Genomic DNA, 20089 nt, shown 5'->3' with positions numbered 1-20089 from the left:
CTAATACACATCGTATTAATAATTACGCATTCTCCATACGAGAAAATAACTATATTTTTAGTTTGAAAACTAAAATATTAGTTCTATATTTGTTTGCACGTACAAAATACAAAACAATGAGAGAATTAACAAGAGCAGAAGAACAAGTCATGCAGATCCTTTGGGATCTGGACAAAGCCTTTGTCAAAGAGATCGTAGAGAAATTTGCCGACCCTAAACCGGCCTATAATACGGTCTCTACTATTATCCGAATTTTGCAGGAAAAAGGATTCGTAGACCATGAAACTTTTGGAAAAAGTCACCGATATTTCCCTCTTGTGGACAAAGAGACATACACCCGAAAATTCCTGAGGAATTTTGTAGGGAACTATTTTGAAAACTCTTATTCGCAAATGGTTTCTTTTCTCACCCGCTCGGAAAATATCGATTTGAAAGAGTTGGAAGACATCCTGCAAAAAGTAAAAGAAGCTCAACAGGCCGAACGAAAAAAATAGAGTCATGATACCCTTCTTGCCTTATATCGTTAAGTCGACAATCATATTGATTGTTTTACTGGGATACTATCAGCTGGTATTGCAAAAACAAACTTTTTACAATACCAACCGTTTTTACCTGCTCGGCATCCTGCTTATGGCTCAACTTATTCCGTTCATCCAAATAACAATTCCTTTCCGCTCCTTTATGGAGAGTCAGGGAATCATGGACAATCCGTTTGCAGCCATTTTCTTAACCGATACTAATGTTGAAGTTTCCGTTTCGGCTCCCGATTACTGGACTTGGATCTATTTTTCCGGAGTAATCATCGCATCCGTTAAATTCGCCTTAGCCATTTTGCAATTAAGGCATTTAGTAAATACAAATCCATCTAAAAAAATACGAGGGATACGAATCGTTTTTCTTCCCCGATCCTATCCGACTTTTTCGTTTTTCCATTTACTCTTTGTCAATCAATCCGTAGAAGACGCTGAAACCCGGCAAAATACTTTCGCCCACGAAAAAATACATATACGCCAGCTACACAGCTTGGATTTACTATTCATTCATCTTTTCTGCCTGTTCAATTGGTTCAATCCTTTTGCATGGCTATTGAAAAGAGCCATAATCCAAAACCACGAATTCATCGCCGATCACCGGGTGATCCAAAAGTATCAAACGGAAAGTTATCTGCGACTCATTCTGAACCAATCATTTAAAACCCATTTTTCTTTCACGAATCACTTTGCATGTTCTAACCTAAAAAAAAGAATAATTATGATGACAAAGCAACAAACCCAAAGGTACAAAGTATGGAATTACGTACCAGCCACTTTACTCTGTGGATTTCTCTTTATTACTTTTTCCTGTCAAACGGAAAAATCAAACTCCCAGGAGCAAAATGTCACAAAAACACTAAATTTAAGTAACGTTACCGCAGATACGACAGATATTTTTGTTACGGTAGAAGATATGCCCGTTTTCCCTGAAGGGGATATCGTCAAATGGATCAATCAGAAGACCAAATACCCGGCCGAAGCCCAGAAAAAAGGAGTAGAAGGCAAAGTAATTATCCAGTTTGTAGTAGCGAAAGACGGTAGCGTCAAGGATATAAAAATTGTTAGAGGAGTAGAAGAAACATTAGATGCAGAGGCCGTTAGAGTTATCCAGTCCATGCCAAAATGGAAACCGGGGAAAGCAAACGGAGAAGCGGTGAACGTCTCTTTCACCGTACCGATTAATTTCCAAATGAAGGACTTATAAACACGACAAAAAACAAAATTTCGGACGGAGGAGCCTTCTTCTTTCTCGACTACTAAAAATATATCGTAAAGGAAAACTCGAAAAGAATAGATTGAAATAAAGTTTTTTATACCTTTGTAATCAATAGGCAAAATAACATTAAATCACAATTTATATGAACGAGGAAGTACAATTTTATCTTGACGAAGCCAAAGAAAGAATGGAAGCTGCTCTGAATCATTTAGAAACAGAATTAAGTAAAATCAGAGCGGGAAGAGCTAACCCGAAAATCTTACAAGATGTCATGGTAGATTATTACGGAAGTCTTACCCCGTTAAATCAAGTTGCCAACATTTCCAGTCCGGACCCTCGGACGATCTCCGTACAACCGTGGGAAAAAAGCATGATTGCTCCCATTGAAAGAGCCATCATGGCAGCCAACTTGGGATTAAACCCGGATAACAACGGAGAAACCATACGAATCAATATTCCGTCTTTAACGGAAGAGCGTCGTCGTGATTTGGTAAAGCAAAGTAAGGGAGAAACAGAAACCGCCAAAGTCAGTATACGGAATGCACGGCGCGATGCCATAGAACAGGTAAAGAAAATGGTTAAAGACGGACTTCCCGAGGATGAGGCCAAAGATGCCGAAGCAGTCGCTCAGAAACTAACCGACGAATACGGTAAAAAAGTAGACGAGTATTTCGCTAAAAAAGAGAAAGACATTATGACTATCTAACTCGGCTATCCCCGACAAACCTTATGTTCCAATGGGAATATTTTGCTCGAATGAATAACGCCGCCCGGCAAATGACGGGCGGCCCCTTTAGTGTATAATACGATACATATTGCCCCACCTTCAATTATCGTGAAGATGAATCAACTCGTAAAAATCATACTACCTGTCTATAAAACGGATCTGAATCGTACGGAGATTATTTCACTAAATCAGGTGGTTAAGGTATTAAATCAATATCCTAAAGTCATCATCAAACCGAACAGCTTAGATGTGACGGAAGTGTTAGACTTGTATCCCGATACTTTCGAAATTGAAAGTTTCGACGATCGCTATTTTGCCGATATCGCAGGCTATAACCGTTTAATGCTTTCAGCTGAATTTTACGAACGATTTCTTCACGTGAAATACATTTTGATTTATCAATTGGATGCTTTTGTTTTCCGGGACGAGCTCACCCAATGGTGTCAACGGGGTTACGATTATATCGGGGCCCCCTGGTTATGTAAATTGAAGTACCGGAGGTTCCCTTTGAACTTTTTTCTAAAACTTCGGGGAGCAGTCTATTCCCTTACGGGAATAAAACACAGGCAGCAATGTTTTTTCAAAGTCGGGAACGGTGGATTCTCTTTACGCAAGGTTGATACGTGTTATCGCAAAACAATAGAGATGCAATCACGCATCCACACCTATCTTTCCCGTGTCGGCGAAAGCAGCCAATTCAACGAAGATGTCTTTTGGGCTTTGGAAGCAACGAAAAACGACGACTTCTCTATACCGACCTGGCAGGAAGCAATACATTTCTCATTCGACCTATTCCCGAAAATCTGTTTTCAATTCGCTCAAAAGCAACTCCCTTTCGGTTGCCACCGCTGGAACAAAGAGTTGAATTTTTGGAAAGACTATATCAATCTCCCCGATTAAGTAATAACTCGACATGATCCACAATCATTCGCGGTGTTATATTCCGAATATAATCTTCCTCATTGATCATATTGTTCTCCACTTTCAAGGCGATACCGAAATCGACCTTGGGAAGGATCGTAGAGGTCGGACTCGTGGAGAGTCCCAAAAGAGCCACAAATTTCGTGTGAACCGCTGCAGCGATATGCATGGCAGAAGAATCGATGGTAATCAACGCATCTAAATTGGCTATCGTCGTTACAAATTCCCCCACGGAAGTTTTTCCGGTCAGGTTGATAACACTATCCAATTTCACCCGTTTCAAATAGGAAGCATGAATCCCCGCATCGTTACGGTCTCCTATCAAAACAAGATTATAGCCGTTTAACAATTTCAACAATTCAAGCGACAAACTTTCCGGATATCTTCTATATTTCTTATTTATACCTCCCAAATACAAACCGATTATCTGTTTATTATCCGGGAAATAAAACGTCTTCTCTTGTTTATAGAATAATCTCAAAGGCGGAAGGTAAATATATTTATTATTGAAATACTTATTCACGAGCATAGCATACCGATTGATATAATGCACGTTACGATTTAATGGCATCTTAAAATCCAATAAAAAACCCCTTCCTTCATTTTTGTATCCGATAAGGCATTTTACCAAAGCCAGTTTAAATATAAAAACAGAGATAAACGTATTCGTAAATAGGATACCCAAGTCGTATTTACCCTGATAAATCCGTTTGACGAAAGTAAGGTAATTTTTTCTTCCTTTCTCAAAACAAATAAAATCATCGATTCGAGGATCATGTTCAAATATATCTTTTATAAAAGAAAGGCCCAACAAGGTTATCCTCGAATCCGGATACTCCTGTTTTAATAAATCTATCGCAGGAAGTGTATTTATTGAATCCCCAATAAAATTAGGCATTCTAATAATAATGTTTTTCATATACAATTCTTTATCCCTTCTTTTTCACAAACATCCTTTTAAAAGGATATACTAATCCATATAGAAATAGTTTCACAAAGTTAATATATAAATAAGGGCAACTCCAATAATGTTTAAAAATAATGCGAAAAGTTCCTTCCGTTTCGAAATAATACATCTCTCTATCTTTGATATAGATACGTTTAAGCCAAAGATAAAGATGCCCTTTAAAAAGTTTACGCTTCTCCTGTTTAAACACGTTGAAAGAGAGGGCGTCGCTCCGGAGATACTCCTGATAGATCCCCATATAGTTCTCTACAAAAATTTTAAAAAAATTATATCCTCCTTTTTTACTGGGAGGAAGCGTTTCATAAAGATCTTCCCGGTAGACCACGGTAGGACTCTTTTCATCCACGATTCTCAGCGTCCAATCCATTTGGCTCAGCTGTAAAGATCGGCAACGTTCCTTATCGGGTAGAGCCTCAAAACGCTCTCTCCATGTACCGAAATGCCCAATCCAAGTAGACCAGAAAGAGACTTTTTCCACAAAATCGTCCAATGAATAACATACGGCCTCGTTAAACTCCGGTTTTGAAACTCTCGTATAAAAGAACAGATTCTCACCGGACTCCTTATGCTTTTCTATCCTCTCCAACAAATAACCGAGTGTACCTGCTTTCAATATGGAATAGTCATTCAATAACTTCACGTACCTACCCGTCCCTAAAGACAAAACCAACTCGAAATTGGCATCGCGAATATTCTCCGGGTTCCTGTGATACACAACATTCGTGTAAAACGAGGAGTATTTTTTTACCACCTCAGGCGTTGCGTCCGTAGAACAATTATCCGAAACGACTACCTCAACCCGCTCGTCGAACTCCTCATCGCACACAATGCGAGAGAGTACCGCATCCAAGATCTCACACCTGTTATAAGTAGGAATACAAAGAGATAATAATTTTTCCATCTCTATCCGTGTCTAAAAAAACAATAACAACTCTTCTATATCCGCCAATACATTCGTACGACTCTTCTCTAAATCGGTCGAAATCAAGAAAGAGGAACAACCGAAATTTTGAGCCATCCGGATATCAGATTCATACGAATCTCCTATCAAAGCAATCTCCCGAGGGTTTAATCGAAATCTATCGGACACCATAGATAACATATAGGTATTAGGTTTGCCTATCACCACGTCCACCTCCCGTTCACAAGCCACCTCCATCGCACGTACAATAGCCCCGCACCCCGGATATCTTGCGCCTCCGCCAACAGGATAATTCTTATCCAAATTACAAGCTATTAACTTAGCTTCCGGATTCCTGTCTATCATTTTCAACGCCTCCGCGAGCCTGCTATAATCGATACTCGTATCGAGTCCCAGCACGATGGCCTCTACCTTGCAATTTTCCTTCTCGGAGTACTCGACCACGTTACACGCTTTTCCTATCTCGCGTTTCAACCCGGCCGTTCCCAAGCAATAGACATTCTTATATCCTTCTCTACATACAAAATCTACGGTTACCGTCAAAGAGGAGAAAATCTCTTCTTCTTCAGCCTCATATCCCAACCGTACTAATTTATTTTTTAACTCGATTTCGTTCTTGGAAGAATTATTGGTAAGGTATAATAACCGATATCCTTTATTCTTCAACTGTTTCAAAACCTCCGGAGCCCCGTCAACAGCCTTATCACCATTGTATAAGGTGCCATCCAGATCAAAAGCGAGTGTTGTTACTTTCAATTCATTTTCTCTTTTAATAATTTCCACCGGCTTCTTCGATTAATTTTTTATAACGAGCCTCAAGCATCACGATGCGATTAGCATCTTCCTCGTATATGCTTCGGTAGAAATGACGTTTATTTTTCAACCACATCAATTCAAAGCCCACGGCTTTCAATATTCCTTTATCCGACTCTTTTCCCAAGGCTTCGGGACAAGCAAAAATAACCTTACGGGTTTCATATCCATGAAGAGTCCCTTGGGGTAAACGATTGAAGAACGGTATGGATGCCGCAGAAACTCCTCCGCCTATAACACACTCCAATCCAGCTTTTTCAGCCCTTTTACACAGATCATCGGCAATTTTAAAAATCTCTTCCGAATTGATATCTTCCCGGGTCATCCCCATAGATCCCGTCATGTCTACCCGTCCCAATACAATACCTTTCAAATCTCCGATACAAGGCAATTCCAACATCCTATCAAAATTCCTATACCCGTCGATCGTTTCGATATTTACCAAAAAATCCACATCGTTCCACTCCTCGTCGGGGAAAACCAACCGAGTAGCATGAAGAAATTTCTTCAAGGCATAAGGGGTCTCGATCATAGGCGCCACAATACGCTTTACTCCGATAGAACGCGCATCATACATATCCTTAATGGCCTCTCCTCCTCCAATCTTTATCGTCAGGTCCAAGCCGGCCTTCGTTACTACTTCTTTCAATCGCAGAGCCTCTTCCATTCGAGTCCCTTCAGCCTCAAACTCTGCCTTAATGCCAATCACATGATAATTTTCTTTTAAGTCGATCAAAGTCTCGACCATCTTATGTTCAAGAGCATTCATAACTATTCATTTAATGGTTTTATAATCATATTTTCTAAAAATTCTTCCCGGGAAAGAAAAGGATACAGGTCTTCCAACGGTTTGGAAACCATCCGGCCGTCCTCTTTCCTCACGGATGAGGTTTTCGGTATAAACTTGTAATCATCCAACAGATTGACGACACACACCATCGGCGTATTGTCCCGCAATAATTCGGGTAACACCCGCTCCATCTCCTCGTGAGAAGCAATGGAAAGTGTTTTAATACCGAAAGCCGTTCCGAGTTTGACAAAATCAGGAAAACCGACTCCACTATCCTCATTGCAACCGATATATTGTCCCGCAAAAAAATTATCCTGAGTCTGTTTAATAGAGATATACCCGTGATTATCCAATACAATCAGCTTAATAGGTAATTTATAATAGGCCATCGTCGCCATCTCCTGTAAGTTCATCATCAGACTGCCATCCCCTGCCAGACAGATGATCTGCCGTTCGGGATGAGCAACGGCAACCCCTATAGCGGCAGGCAAATCATACCCCATGGAAGCACAGCCGGAATTCCATATATATTGCTGCCCTTTCTTCACTTCTCCAGCCTGAAAAAGCACCACGCACGCGGTTCCGTTTCCGGCTACAACAGTCGATTTATCAGATAAGCGACGGGTTAATTCCCTCATGAAATAATAAGGTTGAACTCTCTCCTTTGTATACTTATACTCTTCCGATACCGTAGGGTAACGTTGTTTCCTTGCCTGACACCAGGCTAACCAGTCCGGCCAGGACCGCCTGGGAGTATAGGCTCCCAGGCGGTCAATAAACCACCCGGCATCGGCACATATACCCATATCCACCCGAACCGTCGGTTTTCGAAGCTCTTCAGGATCGATATCCACGACCACGTGCTTACCCGCGCGTACATAGTATTCCCAATTATAACTTACCTGACGTATATTGTTTCTGGAACCTATCGTGATAACCAAATCAGCATTTTGAAGGGCAAAATTACCGGCTCTCGAACCTAATGTTCCTATCCGACCGATATAATTAGGATTCTCCTCTTCCAGAATATCCATTCCGTTAAACGTCGTAAGGACAGGTATATGAAATTTCTCCGCCAAAGCCCGAAAACGATCCGCAGCCTTAGCTATTTTTATTCCGTGTCCGGCCACGAATACGGGACGTTCGGCCTTTTCCAACCACTCGAAAAAAAGAGTAAGATCCGGCTCCTCTTTTTTTATCGAAGAAGGACTATACTCTTTTTGAATCTTTTCATCCATAATCATCCCCTGAATATCCATGGGCACATCTATCCATACCGGACCGGGACGACCAGAGAGAGCCCGATCCACGGCTTCGTCCAAGACACTCTTCACCTCATCCAACGAGGTTATCTGTTTGGCAAACTTCGTGAGCGGTTTTACCACCTCGATAATATCCACCTCCTGATCTCCCAATTGACGAAGTCTGAGCCGAGGGTAATGAGTAATAGTCGTCTGTTGTTTTACCTGACCGGAAATATATAAAACGGGTACGGAATCCGTCCACTGCCCCATAAGTCCGGTCAACGTATTTAATCCTCCAGGACCCGTCGTTACATTAACCACCGCCAACCTGCCCGTCGAACGGGCATAAGCTTCAGCCGCAATAGCACAGGCCTGTTCATGATGATTACAGGTATATTTCAGTCCTGCACAACGTCCGATAGCGTCATTCAGGTGCATCGCACCACCCCCCGTGATCATAAATACATGTTCAACACGGTATTTCTCAACCAATCGCTTAAAAATATAATCGCTTACTCTCATCATTTATCCACTAACAATAAATCTCTGTTTATATGAGCCTTATTATCGACATACCAACGGTATAACCGTGTAACGGCTTGTTCCAAAGGTGTGAATTTCAATCCGGGCATCTCTTCCGACAACCGGATATTGGAACCACTGTACTCCAATCCCTTTCCCTCTTTAGCGATAATGACAGGCAAATCTTTTCCGGATATACGCCTCACCATCAAAGCCAATTCATATAGAGAAACCGAAGAGGCCGGGGTAATATTATAGGCCTTGTATTTAGGCCGGGCTTCGATAAAAAACTCTAACACCGTCATCAAATCCTCTACAAAAATATAATCAAAATTCCGGTCCTGCTTTATCGTAATCGGCAAATCAAACAACGTCTTACAAATCGCATTCGAAATAAAACGAATCGCATAATCTTCATATTTTCCGAAAATTCCGAAGATTCGTAAATCGTATATATTCGAACTTTTTTCAATACACTTTTCACAGACATACTTGGAAAAACCGTGCTCATCTGCCGGAATATTTTGTCCATACTCCTCTTCCTTCATCTTGGGATGATAATACCTCATATCATAAATCGCACCGGAGCCCAATACAATCATTTTTTCATACTCCTTCACGTGTCGTTCCAGATTAAAAAACATCCGGGTATTGTTATAAAACAATCCTTCACAAGAAGCCGCATTCCTATGTCCCGGCTGACCGGCAGCATGTATCACCACATCCACCGAATGACCATGGAAATAGTCGTCAACCTCCTTCTCGTTGACAAGATTCAATTCCTTACTCGAAGGAGTCAACAGACGATACCGTTCGGAAAGGAAACTCTCCTTTATATTCTTACCGATAAAACCATTCGAACCTGTTAATAAAATCGTTTTATTCATGCTCATGGCAGAACGCTTTAATTTCTTTTATCATATAGTCGAGCATAGGTTTCTTCATGCCGGGATAAACACCTATCCACAAAGAGTTCGTCATCACCAGATCCGTATTTTTCAACTCTCCGACCACCCGGAAACCTTCTCCGCTTTTACGCATCTCATCGAAACAAGGATGTTTGATCAAATTCCCGGCAAACAACATTCGGGTTTGAATATGATGTCTCTCAAGGTGGTGAACCAGATCATTCCGGGTAAAACCGGCATTTTCTTTTACAAAGATTAAAAAACCGAACCAACTGGGATCAGAATTTCCGGTAGGCTCTGCAAAAATCAACCGATCCTCCAAACCTCTTAACCCCTCCCTCAAATAAGTCCAGTTTTGTTTTCTGGCCTCCACGATAGCCGGAATTTTTCTCAACTGCGCACATCCTATTGCGGCCTGCATATCCGTGACCTTCAGGTTATATCCGAAATGCGAATAGACGTATTTATGGTCATAACCGAGAGGAAGTTCTCCGAATTGCTGGGTAAAACGTATTCCGCAGGTATTATCTTTTCCCGAATCGCACCAACAATCCCTTCCCCAATCCCGGAACGAATTTACAATCCGGTGCAGTAACAAATTATTCGTATAAACGGCACCGCCCTCCCCCATCGTGATATGATGGGGCGGATAAAAGCTGGAAGTACCTATATCACCTATGGTCCCCGTGTATTTCCACTCTCCGTCCAGCCGGTATTTGGAACCCAATGCATCGCAATTATCCTCGATTAGCCACAATCGATGGCGGTCACAAAAATCTCTTACCGCTTTTAAATCAAAGGGATTGCCCAACGTATGAGCTACCATCACCGCTTTCGTCCTCGGCGAATAAGCCCGCTCCAACAAGGTCACGTCAATATTATACGTGGGTAACGTGATATCCACGAAAACAGGCACGGCCCCATAAATGATAAAAGGGGTCACCGTTGTCGGAAAACCGGCCGCAACCGTTATCACCTCATCCCCTCTTTTTACTTGTCTCTCCTTTAATTTCGGAGAGGTCAAGGTCATAAAAGCCAACAAATTGGCAGACGATCCGGAATTGGTTAAAGAACAAAATTTCACACCTAAAAACTTGGCAAATTCCCGCTCGAATTCCGAAGCATAACGTCCGGTCGTCAACCAGAAATCCAAAGAAGCATTCACTAAATTTTCCAATTCATCCTGATCGAAATAACGTCCCCCGTAACCGATCCTGTCTCCTTCCTTAAATTCAGTCTCTTTCTCCTTAAATTCCTCTATGTAATACTCCCTTACGAGCTTCAAGATTCGTTCTCTTTTCGTATTCATGCTCTTTCAAAAAAAATTTTTATCTGCTTTTCCGTGTACTCCCGTATATTTCCGGGATCCTCATTATAGTTTTTATACCATTCCAAGGTCCATTTCAACGCTTCGGAAGCATTCAACCGGGGATACCATTTCAATTCTTTATTAGCCAACGATATATCCAATCTCAACATATTCGCCTCATGCAACACTCGCGTATCTTGCCGTACGACATACTCCCCTTCTCCCCAAATTTCAATGGCCAACTTTGTCATCTCCTCTACCGTCAACGTGTCGTGAGACCAAGGCCCGAAATTATAGGCGTTGGACATTTCCCCGTACCTCTCGGATGCCATGGCCCCCAATAACAAATAACCATATAACGGTTCCAAGACATGTTGCCACGGACGGACAGCTCCCGGGTTTCTCAGAACAATCTCTTTCTTTTCCTGGAGAGCCCGGATGATATCCGGAACCAAACGATCCTTGGCCCAATCTCCTCCGCCGATAACATTACCCGCCCGGGCTACGACCAAAGCTTTATGATGTTCCCCGTATCTTTCGGTATTAAAAAACGAATTCCGATAAGAATCGATTACCAACTCGGCACAAGCCTTACTCGCGCTATACGGATCATACCCTCCCAACCTGTCATTCTCCCGGTAGGCATAGGACCATTCGTAATTATAATACACTTTATCCGTGGTAATCAACACGACGGTACACTTGTGTTGCCATCTCCTTAAAGCATCCAACAAATGAGCCGTCCCGATACTGTTTACGGCAAAAGTCTCCACCGGAAATTCATAAGACAAACGAACAATAGGCTGAGCCGCCAGATGAAAGATAAAATCAGGTTCAAACGTTGTAATTTCCCGGGACAGACGCTTAGCATCCATCAAATCCCCGATCACGGAGGTAGCTATCTCCTCCACCTGTAAAACGTCGTATAAGTTGGGAGATGTTTCCGGAGCCAAAGCATATCCCTTTACCCGAGCTCCTAACATTGAGAGTATCTTGATCAACCACGCACCTTTAAAGCCGGTATGGCCCGTCACCAAAACCTTTTTCCCGTTATAAGGGTTCTCTTTCCAATCCATACGTCAACAATTACGTTACCAAACTTTCCAAACAGCCTCTCCCGACTCCCACATCTTATTCAAATCTTCCTTATCTTTCAGCGTATCCATAGGTTTCCAAAAACCGGCATGTTTGAAAGCCATCATCTGATGTTGTTGTGCAATTCGCTCCATGGGCTCTCTCTCCCAGGTAATATGATCTCCTTCGATAAAATCAAACACTCCCGGCTCGCACACAAAATACCCCCCGTTAATCCAGGCTCCGTCTCCCTTAGGCTTTTCGATAAAAGATTTAACACTATTCTCCTCCTCTATCGTGATAGCACCGAAACGACCAGTCGGCTGAATGGTCGTTACCGTGCATAACTTCTTATGGTTTTTATGAAAACGAAGCAGTTCCCCGATATTTACGTCGGATACACCATCTCCATAAGTCAGCATGAAGGTCTCGTCACCTATGTATTTTTGAATCCGTTTGATACGACCTCCCGTCATCGTGTTCAACCCCGTATCGATCAACGTTACCTTCCATGGTTCCACATCCGTATCCAGTATCTCCAAAGAATTCCGTTGCAGATCGATCATCAGATTGGAACGATACATACAATAATTTGCAAAAAATTCCTTGATTATATGACCTTTATAACCTAAACAGATAATAAATTCATTCACTCCGTAGTGAGAATAAGTCTTCATGATATGCCACAAAATAGGCATTCCTCCGATCTCAACCATAGGTTTCGGTTTGATTCCCGTCTCTTCACTCAACCGGGTTCCTAATCCCCCTGCCAATATAACTGCTTTCATCTATTAATAAATTTAGAACACCAAATTTTGTTCAAAGATAACGCTTAATAATCAGAATTACCTTCATTCCGTTAAACAAAAAAAATGACAATTGACGATTGTAGATTAAGAACTTCGGCGCTTGAATGACGAAACGATCCATTTCCAATCACCGAATTATCAAATCATAGCATATAAATCCCTTAATCTTGGAGGATTTTCTTCAAATCTTCCGGCGTATCGATTCCGATAGATTCATGATGAGTGATGCTCACGGCTATCTTATAACCGTTCTCCAACCAACGTAATTGCTCCAAAGATTCGGCTTTCTCCAGTATCCCCTGCGGAATTCGGGTAATACTTTCCAATATTACCGGACGATAGGCATACATCCCCACGTGTTTATAATAAGGAGTGCGCGTCAGCCATTCACCTTGGTCTACGCCTCGACAAAACGGAATAGGGCAGCGACTAAAATAAAGGGCCGTATGTTGTTGGGAAAAAACGATCTTCACCTTATTGGGATCAAATATTTCTTCATTCTTTTCAAAAGGTTTGGCCAGAGTCGCGATCTGAATATCCGGTTCCTCGAACCTCGATATCAAGGCCTCTATCTGTTCCGGCAGAATAAAAGGTTCATCTCCCTGAACATTTACAATAACCTCGAAATCCTGTTGCAAAAGTTCTTTCACTTTTCGATAGGCCTCATAACAACGATCGGTCCCGCTTTTATGAGTTGTTGCCGTCATCACGGCTCGACCTCCGAACCGGATCACGGTATCGTAAATCCGTTCATCGTCCGTAGCCACATAAACATGTTCCGACACGGCCGTCGCTTTTTCATACACATGCTGTATCATCGGCTTCCCCGCTATTTCGACCAAAGGTTTCCCCGGAAATCGGGTAGAAGCATACCTGGCTGGAATTAATATTAAATTAGATTTGAGAATCATTATGCTATTCTAATTTGAGATTATTACTCTCGGCATGAAGTCGTCGTAAATGATCGGAATTGGACAATATTTTTAATTTCAGATTGTGCGGATAATCGGGATGTTTTTCCAAAAAATGAGTAACGACGGAATAAACATACTTGCTCGTGTGGCCGGATAAACCGGCATTCAACCAGTCGGAAGGGAAAAAGATATCCCCCGTCTCCTGTATTTCCTGCAATTTCTCCAACACTTGAGGTATGTATTCTTCGGACTCTTGACGGCGTAAGGGATGATTCAACCACCTCAGACTCTCTCCCGCCCAAACCTCATTTACTCTATTCTTTTCCAACAACAAAGCGTTAAAAACGCTATCCCGGACCTGTTTTTTTCCGGATACGGAAGGCAATACATAGGCAAAACGATTTAACAAGTCCTTATTCTTTACCGTTCTGAGGATGTATTTCTTCATATTCTGGTATTGATTGGAATCTCTCAATATCATATTATAAGCTATCAGTATCCTGTCGTCATCCGCGATCGTCATCCCACCCGTCTCTTCCGTACCGTATAATATTTTCGCTATATATCCTTTGGCTTCCGACGAGGTATATATACCCAACAATGTTTTAAAATAGGTTTTCTTGTTCACTCCCGTCTGTTCTTTTGACAACATATCCATGCAGAAACGCTCCAGATCCTCCTGCAATAACTGACGGCTCCCCTCATCCAGGTAAGTATTATATACGGTAGTTAAAAACGAAAGCGTCCGATTAATAACCAAATTATTCGTTTCCGCGGGCAGATGCTTGATACAAAAACGAACGAACAACTCCCCCTTTAACTTTTTATTCAAAACTCCTTCATATAGCAATTGCCAGCTGACTGCCCGGTACAACGGTTCAGGCAATTCACTCAAATACTCGTTCAAGGCACGAACAGAATACTCCGTAGGTAAGAAACAACCGTATCCCAAAACATCTCCGTCCGGCAACACCACCTTAGCATTACGGTAGCGCGTTAACGTATCTTTCAAAAAGAGAATATTTTCCCGCAAACGTCTGTTGCTTTCCCAAATAACCGATATCCGTTGAGGCCATACCCGGTTTTTTCCGGACTCATCGACCATTTCGACTCCATTTTCACCGAATTCGATCAATGGGGCTCCCCCCTCTTTCACCCATATTTCGTTCCACGCCTGTAAACCGACTCCGGATGTCTCTTCGAGCAGGGTGATCAAATCATTCCAATCCGCATTGGAATAAGCCCATCTCCTCAGGTAATGACGCAATCCTCTACGCAACTCCCCTTCCGTAATCAAATTCTCCAACATATTCATCACAATAGGCGCTTTATGATAAATAATATCCCCGTACAACGTCCCCGCATCTTTCAGGTTATCCAATCGTTGCAAGATCGGATGAGTACCCTCGGTTCGATCCGTACGTAAAGCAGCTTCATAGTGACTTAAATAAAAATTCAACTTATGATCGACCGTCGGATACAGGCCGGCTAAAATTTTACCTGCCATAAAATTTGCAAAAACCTCCTTCAGCCATACATCGTCAAACCACTTCATCGTCACCAGATCTCCAAACCACATATGGGCTGTTTCATGAGCGATAACCTCACTTCGTCTCAAGCGTGCCGTCATATCGGCATCCGGATCGAGAAATAACCGTGAAGCATGGTAATACGTTGCCCCCGGATGCTCCATCCCTCCGAATTGAAAAGCCGGAATAGCAACCACATTGTATACATCGAAGGGATAAGGCCTTCCCGTGTATTTCTCCATCCAATTTAACGAATAGGCCACCTCCCGGGCTATTTCGGATAGGCTGCCATTAATTTTAGAGGTATCTGTCTCCCGGTAATAAATACCGATCCAACGCCTGTCTACATACCATTCCGCGTAATCAAAAACTCCCGCCACAAATGCAAATAAATAAGTGCTCAACGGCTTTGTCTCCTCAAATTCATACAGTTTATAGTCATCGAACTGCTCCATTCGTAACAAATCCCCGTTGGCAACGGCTCTCCATGTCGAAGGAATTTTCAATCTCAATTTAAAACGCCCTTTAATATCCGGTTGGTCGAAACAAGGCATCAACGTCCGGCAACGGTCCGGAACCAATAAGGTGTAAAGAAAATCATCATTCCGATTTAAAGAGGTCTCTCCGGCTCGAAATTTAATATTCAACGAATTCCGCCCCTCTTTCAAATTTTTTTCTTCAATAATAATATGTTCATTCTTAAATATATACGGGACTCTTTCTCCATCGGAAGTAATCGAGATAATACTTTCTTCGTCCGCCTTAAAATCCAAAACGACCGGAGCCAACTGTAACAATTCGAAAGAGATTTCCGAATCGGCAATGATGGCAGCTCCTTTATCGGAGGGAATCGCAAAATACAAGCTATAGCTTACTCCCCCGATATTCGATTTTCGCTCTTGTGCCAGTTCTTTTGAAACCCCTTTTTCAATACCACCATTTCCCCTCTCGCAAGCGGCAAATAATAAACAGAATTGTATAACGGCTAAAAAACAACGCACGTCCTGATTTATTTCTGGTGAACTTCTCTTTCTATACGGCACTCCCCATTAAAAACAGCTCCTGATTCTATCATTATATAAGCGGCCTTTATCGTACCCACGAAGGTCGATTTCGCTCTCAAGGAAACCGTTCCAAGCGAAAGTATATTACCCTGAACATTGCCTAAGATATCTACACTCGGTGAATTTATCTCTCCTTCTACCTTTGCCGTCGGTCCAATAACCAAACGCCCCGTAGTATTAATCTTACCTTTAATGGTTCCATCGACACGTATGTCATTTTTCGCGTGAAGATCCCCTTCGATAGAAGTCCCCTCGCTTAATAAATTCAACGCTACCTGTTGTTGTACTTCTTTTCCCATAAAAGTCCTTTAGATTATATTTTTACCAAACACAACTCGTTAATACCTATTCTATTCCCCACAATCCGCAAACGGCAGGTTTCAACACGTCCCCCGACACGCCCTTCCTCACGTATAGTCAAATCCCCCGTATTCACGCTCCCCTTTACCAGGCCATCCACATCCAACACCTTGCAATTCACATTACCTTCCACAACTGCACCCCTTTTAATCACCAACACTCCGCCACAATCCACATTACCCGCGACAATACCTCCCAGGAACAAATCATTCGGCACTCTTATATCCCCTTGAATAACGGATGTACTAAGAATAACTGTTCTCTTCGCATTATGTTGATGTACATTTTTCGTCATATTGCAAGAAAATAAGTGACCAAATATACAACAAGTAATCTAAAATAAAAAATCAAATCTAACGAAATCTGAGCATCCGTCCTCCAATATTTCTTGCGACAAAACGGGATAACAGACGTAACGCCATAAACAAAAAAAAAAATGCTATCCTACCGGATAGCATTTTATAATATCGTAAATTGCAGATTAACCACCGAACCCTTCGATTACCGGACACCTGATCTCATTCCGCTTTTTTATCCACGACTGCCAATTGCATTTTTCCCGTCATACCCCCATTTGAGGTAGATCGCTCCCCAGGTAAATCCGGCCCCGAAAGCAGCTAAAATCAGATTATCCCCTTTCTTAAGCTGATCTTCCCACTCGTAAAGACAAAGAGGAATCGTCGCAGAAGTCGTATTTCCGTATTTATGAATATTTACCATAACTTTGGACCGATCCAGTCCCATACGGTCTCCCGTCGCGGCAATGATTCGCAAATTAGCCTGATGAGGCACGAGCCAAGCCACATCGTCGGAAGTCAGATTGTTTTTTTTCATGATCTCTACCGATACGTCGGCCATATTAGAAACGGCATGTTTAAATACAGGCTGCCCCTCCTGATATATGTAATGCTCCCGGGCCATGATCGTCTCCATGGCAGGAGGTTTTAACGAACCACCGGCTTTCATATGCAAATGCACCCTTCCCATTCCGTCAGAACGCAAAATATGATCCATCACCCCTATGTTCTCAAAGGTAGGCTCTAATAATACGGCAGCAGCACCATCACCGAAAATCGGACAAGTGGCACGATCCGTGTAATCGGCAATAGCAGACATCTTTTCCGCTCCCACCAAAACGACCTTCTTGTAACGTCCGCTCTCGACGAATTGTGTAGCCGTCGTCAATCCATACAGGAATCCGGAACACCCGGCATTCAGATCAAAACTAAACGCATTCTTTATTCCTACCATATCGGAAATTACATTTCCATTGGCCGGAAAATGCATATCCGCCGTAACGGTACAACAAATCAAAAGGTCGACCTCTTCAGGCGTAAGTCCCGTCTTGCGAAAAAGATCTTCAACAGCTTTCGCTCCAAGGTATGCACTTCCTTTATCCTTATCCCGTAAAATACGTCTCTCTTTGATACCAATCCGGGTCATAATCCACTCATCCGTGGTGTCCACCATACGACTCAACTCTTCGTTTGTCAAAATATAGTCGGGACAATATGCACCGACCCCCGTAATTACAGCCTTTGGCCTTTCCATAAAGTTTTTTTTGATAATTTTCGTTCACTCGAAATAAATACCCCTATACAACCATAGCCCCCTTATTACAGGGGGCTGTATTATTTAAGGCAACTTATCGTCACATCAAAATTATGCGACAACAGCTTTCTCAATAGCCAATTTACCCCTGTAATATCCGCATTCCGGACATACAGTATGATACTGTACTGCAGCACCACAATTTGAACACTTTGCTATTGCAGGAACTGTCGCCTTGTCATGTGTTCTTCTCTTATTCCTTCTCTGCTTAGAGGTTCGGTGTTTAGGATGTGCCATTTTTTTCTATTTTTAATTTAGTTATTAATTAATTTCTTCAATTCATCCCATCGGGGATCGCTTTTTTTATTCTCGTTTATTACCAAATTGTCCAGCACTTTTTCCATCTCCTCATTACACTCTCCAGCCGGATGTACAACCCGAAGAGGGTAATTCAACATATACATTTCATATAGCGGTGCACTCAAATCTAAAAAATCTTCCTCTTGCGACAACACGATAAAATCATCCTCGTTCCCCTCTTCACGTTCTCCGTATTTCACATAAAGATTCAACTCTCCGCAAACAGGTAATTCCATCTCTTCCAGACAACGATCACATACAGCTTTCACCACTCCCATAATCTTCATCCTCACCTCCATCAAAAGAGAAGACTTCACGATATCCACACAAGCCCTGACTTCTCCTTTCGTCCCTTTTGTCGTCTCAAAGCAATCGAAAAAAGAGTCGTCCAACATGAATTCGAAGGAGTGTTTCCCCTCTCCCAAGCCCCTGTGAGCAATCTTATATTCTTTCAACCTATCCACTACTATACGAAACAAAAACGGCGCAAATGTACAAAAAATAATTCATCCGTGACAACTATTTCCCTCTTTTTTATTTTCATCCCTCTCCAACACGAATATTACAATTTTGTACCCCGATCGTACACTTACCCCTTTCTATACTTTTCTGTCTCTTCTTCAAACATACTGACATAACTGAAATAACGGGTCTCACTGATCTTACCCTCTTTAACAGCCTCCAATACCGCACAACCGGGTTCATGAATATGAGTACAGTTATAATAGCGGCAATCTTCGGCATACTTAAATATTTCCGGGAAATAATGAGATATTTCGTTTTTTTCCATATGGACAAGTCCAAAAGCCCGAATCCCCGGTGTATCCACGATATACCCTCCGAAACTCAATTCGAACATCTCGGCAAAAGTGGTCGTATGCTTACCGGTATCGTGCATTTCGGATATTTTTGCCGTTTTCAGAGTCAGCTCCGGCTCTATCCGGTTGATCAAAGAGGATTTTCCTACACCCGATTGTCCTGAAAACACGGAAACTTTATCTTGCAACAATTGTTTTACTTCCTCTACACCCTCTCCCGTTTCCGCGGAAACGGCCAAACAGGTATACCCCACGTTCTGATAAACATCCACCAACGCCCGCAAAAGCCATCGATCTTCCTCGTCACATAAATCTATCTTATTAAAAATCAACACGGCAGGAATATTATATGCTTCCACGGAGGCTAAAAAACGATCGATAAAGACGGTAGAAACTTCAGGATGTTTCAAAGTCGTGACCAGTATCGCCTGATCTACATTCGCGGCAATAATATGGGCTTGCCTGGAGAGATTGGTAGACTTCCGGATAATGTAATTTTTACGGTCTAATATATCATAAATAACTCCTTCTCCCGCTTGTCGTTCAACCGCCACTCTATCACCGACCGCCACCGGATTAGTGGTCTTTATGCCTTTCGTCCTAAATTTTCCTTTTATCCGGCACGACCAGATCTCCCCGTCTTCCATCCGTACGGAATACCAACTCCCGGTCGACTTTACAACAACACCCCTCATCTTAGATTAGCCATTTAAATTAAAAATCGGTTCGCGACGAAAA

The 20089-nt window shown here is 42.2% G+C and carries 21 protein-coding genes; 4 read left to right on the top strand and 17 right to left on the bottom strand.

The genetic code is table 11. From position 1 onward, the window contains the following. The first annotated feature begins 116 nt into the window (after positions 1 to 116). From NVS78_RS03485 to NVS78_RS03470, 4 genes are all read left to right on the top strand, one after another. A complete protein-coding gene (locus NVS78_RS03485; protein ID WP_041503314.1) occupies positions 117 to 494 on the top strand; it encodes a BlaI/MecI/CopY family transcriptional regulator in 378 nt (125 codons plus the stop codon). A 4-nt stretch (positions 495 to 498) separates the two neighbouring features. Further along, on the top strand, positions 499 to 1737 hold the full coding sequence (locus tag NVS78_RS03480) for a M56 family metallopeptidase (RefSeq protein WP_286357940.1): 1239 nt from the start codon (positions 499 to 501) through the stop codon (positions 1735 to 1737). 154 nt (positions 1738 to 1891) lie between these two features. Beyond that, positions 1892 to 2455 carry a ribosome recycling factor gene (gene frr / locus NVS78_RS03475; RefSeq protein ID WP_041503312.1) on the top strand — a complete coding sequence of 188 codons (564 nt, stop codon included), beginning with the start codon at positions 1892 to 1894 and terminating at the stop codon, positions 2453 to 2455. A gap of 135 nt (positions 2456 to 2590) precedes the next feature. Next, positions 2591 to 3376 (top strand): DUF5672 family protein, encoded by a 786-nt coding sequence (locus NVS78_RS03470; RefSeq protein ID WP_286357939.1) that lies wholly within the window; start codon positions 2591 to 2593, stop codon positions 3374 to 3376. On the opposite strand, the gene NVS78_RS03465 is transcribed toward NVS78_RS03470, so the two are convergent. The 17 genes from NVS78_RS03465 to rsgA all read right to left on the bottom strand — a co-directional run bounded on the left by NVS78_RS03465 (position 3360) and on the right by rsgA (position 20046). Next, entirely contained in the window at positions 3360 to 4316 is a 957-nt protein-coding gene (locus tag NVS78_RS03465) for a glycosyltransferase family 9 protein (protein WP_286357938.1), read from the bottom strand. The two genes, NVS78_RS03470 and NVS78_RS03465, sit on opposite strands and share 17 nt — an antisense overlap. Before the next feature lie 10 nt (positions 4317 to 4326). Then, positions 4327 to 5265 carry a glycosyltransferase family 2 protein gene (locus NVS78_RS03460; protein ID WP_286357937.1) on the bottom strand — a complete coding sequence of 313 codons (939 nt, stop codon included), beginning with the start codon at positions 5263 to 5265 and terminating at the stop codon, positions 4327 to 4329. Between the two features lie 12 nt (positions 5266 to 5277). Then, a complete protein-coding gene (locus NVS78_RS03455) occupies positions 5278 to 6069 on the bottom strand; it encodes an HAD-IIA family hydrolase (protein ID WP_286357936.1) in 792 nt (263 codons plus the stop codon). Further along, positions 6056 to 6868, bottom strand: a complete 813-nt coding sequence (locus NVS78_RS03450; RefSeq protein WP_286357935.1) for an aldolase/citrate lyase family protein — start codon at positions 6866 to 6868, stop codon at positions 6056 to 6058. Before NVS78_RS03450 ends, NVS78_RS03455 begins: the two co-directional genes overlap by 14 nt. Positions 6869 to 6870: 2 nt before the next feature. Further along, entirely contained in the window at positions 6871 to 8658 is a 1788-nt protein-coding gene (locus NVS78_RS03445; protein ID WP_286357934.1) for a thiamine pyrophosphate-binding protein, read from the bottom strand. Then, the gene (locus NVS78_RS03440) at positions 8655 to 9548 is read right to left on the bottom strand and encodes an NAD-dependent epimerase/dehydratase family protein (protein ID WP_286357933.1); all 894 of its coding nucleotides are present in this window, start codon (positions 9546 to 9548) and stop codon (positions 8655 to 8657) included. The genes NVS78_RS03445 and NVS78_RS03440 overlap by 4 nt, the downstream gene beginning before the upstream one ends. Continuing rightward, complete coding sequence (gene rfbH, locus NVS78_RS03435) at positions 9535 to 10872, bottom strand: lipopolysaccharide biosynthesis protein RfbH (protein WP_286357932.1); 1338 nt, start codon at positions 10870 to 10872, stop codon at positions 9535 to 9537. The genes NVS78_RS03440 and rfbH overlap by 14 nt, the downstream gene beginning before the upstream one ends. Beyond that, positions 10869 to 11948: a CDP-glucose 4,6-dehydratase gene (rfbG, locus tag NVS78_RS03430; protein WP_286357931.1), complete on the bottom strand. Its 1080-nt coding sequence runs from the start codon at positions 11946 to 11948 to the stop codon at positions 10869 to 10871. The genes rfbH and rfbG overlap by 4 nt, the downstream gene beginning before the upstream one ends. A 15-nt stretch (positions 11949 to 11963) precedes the next feature. Then, the gene (gene rfbF / locus NVS78_RS03425) at positions 11964 to 12734 is read right to left on the bottom strand and encodes a glucose-1-phosphate cytidylyltransferase (protein WP_286357930.1); all 771 of its coding nucleotides are present in this window, start codon (positions 12732 to 12734) and stop codon (positions 11964 to 11966) included. A gap of 182 nt (positions 12735 to 12916) precedes the next feature. Then, positions 12917 to 13666, bottom strand: a complete 750-nt coding sequence (gene kdsB, locus NVS78_RS03420) for a 3-deoxy-manno-octulosonate cytidylyltransferase (protein WP_286357929.1) — start codon at positions 13664 to 13666, stop codon at positions 12917 to 12919. A gap of 4 nt (positions 13667 to 13670) precedes the next feature. Continuing rightward, positions 13671 to 16199 (bottom strand): M1 family metallopeptidase, encoded by a 2529-nt coding sequence (locus NVS78_RS03415; RefSeq protein WP_286357928.1) that lies wholly within the window; start codon positions 16197 to 16199, stop codon positions 13671 to 13673. Between the two features lie 8 nt (positions 16200 to 16207). Further along, positions 16208 to 16561, bottom strand: a complete 354-nt coding sequence (locus NVS78_RS03410; RefSeq protein WP_041503302.1) for a bactofilin family protein — start codon at positions 16559 to 16561, stop codon at positions 16208 to 16210. Between the two features lie 14 nt (positions 16562 to 16575). Continuing rightward, a complete protein-coding gene (locus NVS78_RS03405; protein WP_286357927.1) occupies positions 16576 to 16917 on the bottom strand; it encodes a bactofilin family protein in 342 nt (113 codons plus the stop codon). A gap of 236 nt (positions 16918 to 17153) precedes the next feature. Then, positions 17154 to 18173 (bottom strand): beta-ketoacyl-ACP synthase III, encoded by a 1020-nt coding sequence (locus NVS78_RS03400; protein ID WP_286357926.1) that lies wholly within the window; start codon positions 18171 to 18173, stop codon positions 17154 to 17156. 111 nt (positions 18174 to 18284) lie between these two features. Continuing rightward, positions 18285 to 18470 carry a 50S ribosomal protein L32 gene (gene rpmF, locus NVS78_RS03395; protein WP_041505225.1) on the bottom strand — a complete coding sequence of 62 codons (186 nt, stop codon included), beginning with the start codon at positions 18468 to 18470 and terminating at the stop codon, positions 18285 to 18287. Positions 18471 to 18487: 17 nt separating this feature from the next. Further along, on the bottom strand, positions 18488 to 19012 hold the full coding sequence (locus tag NVS78_RS03390; RefSeq protein ID WP_286357925.1) for a YceD family protein: 525 nt from the start codon (positions 19010 to 19012) through the stop codon (positions 18488 to 18490). Positions 19013 to 19122: 110 nt separating this feature from the next. Next, a complete protein-coding gene (rsgA, locus tag NVS78_RS03385) occupies positions 19123 to 20046 on the bottom strand; it encodes a ribosome small subunit-dependent GTPase A (RefSeq protein WP_286357924.1) in 924 nt (307 codons plus the stop codon). Between the last annotated feature and the right edge of the window lie 43 nt (positions 20047 to 20089).

Origin of the sequence: Gabonibacter chumensis (assembly GCF_024741215.1) — a bacterium.
Taxonomy (GTDB): Bacteria; Bacteroidota; Bacteroidia; order Bacteroidales; family Marinifilaceae; genus Gabonibacter; species Gabonibacter massiliensis.
This window is presented reverse-complemented; position numbering and strand designations above follow the sequence as displayed.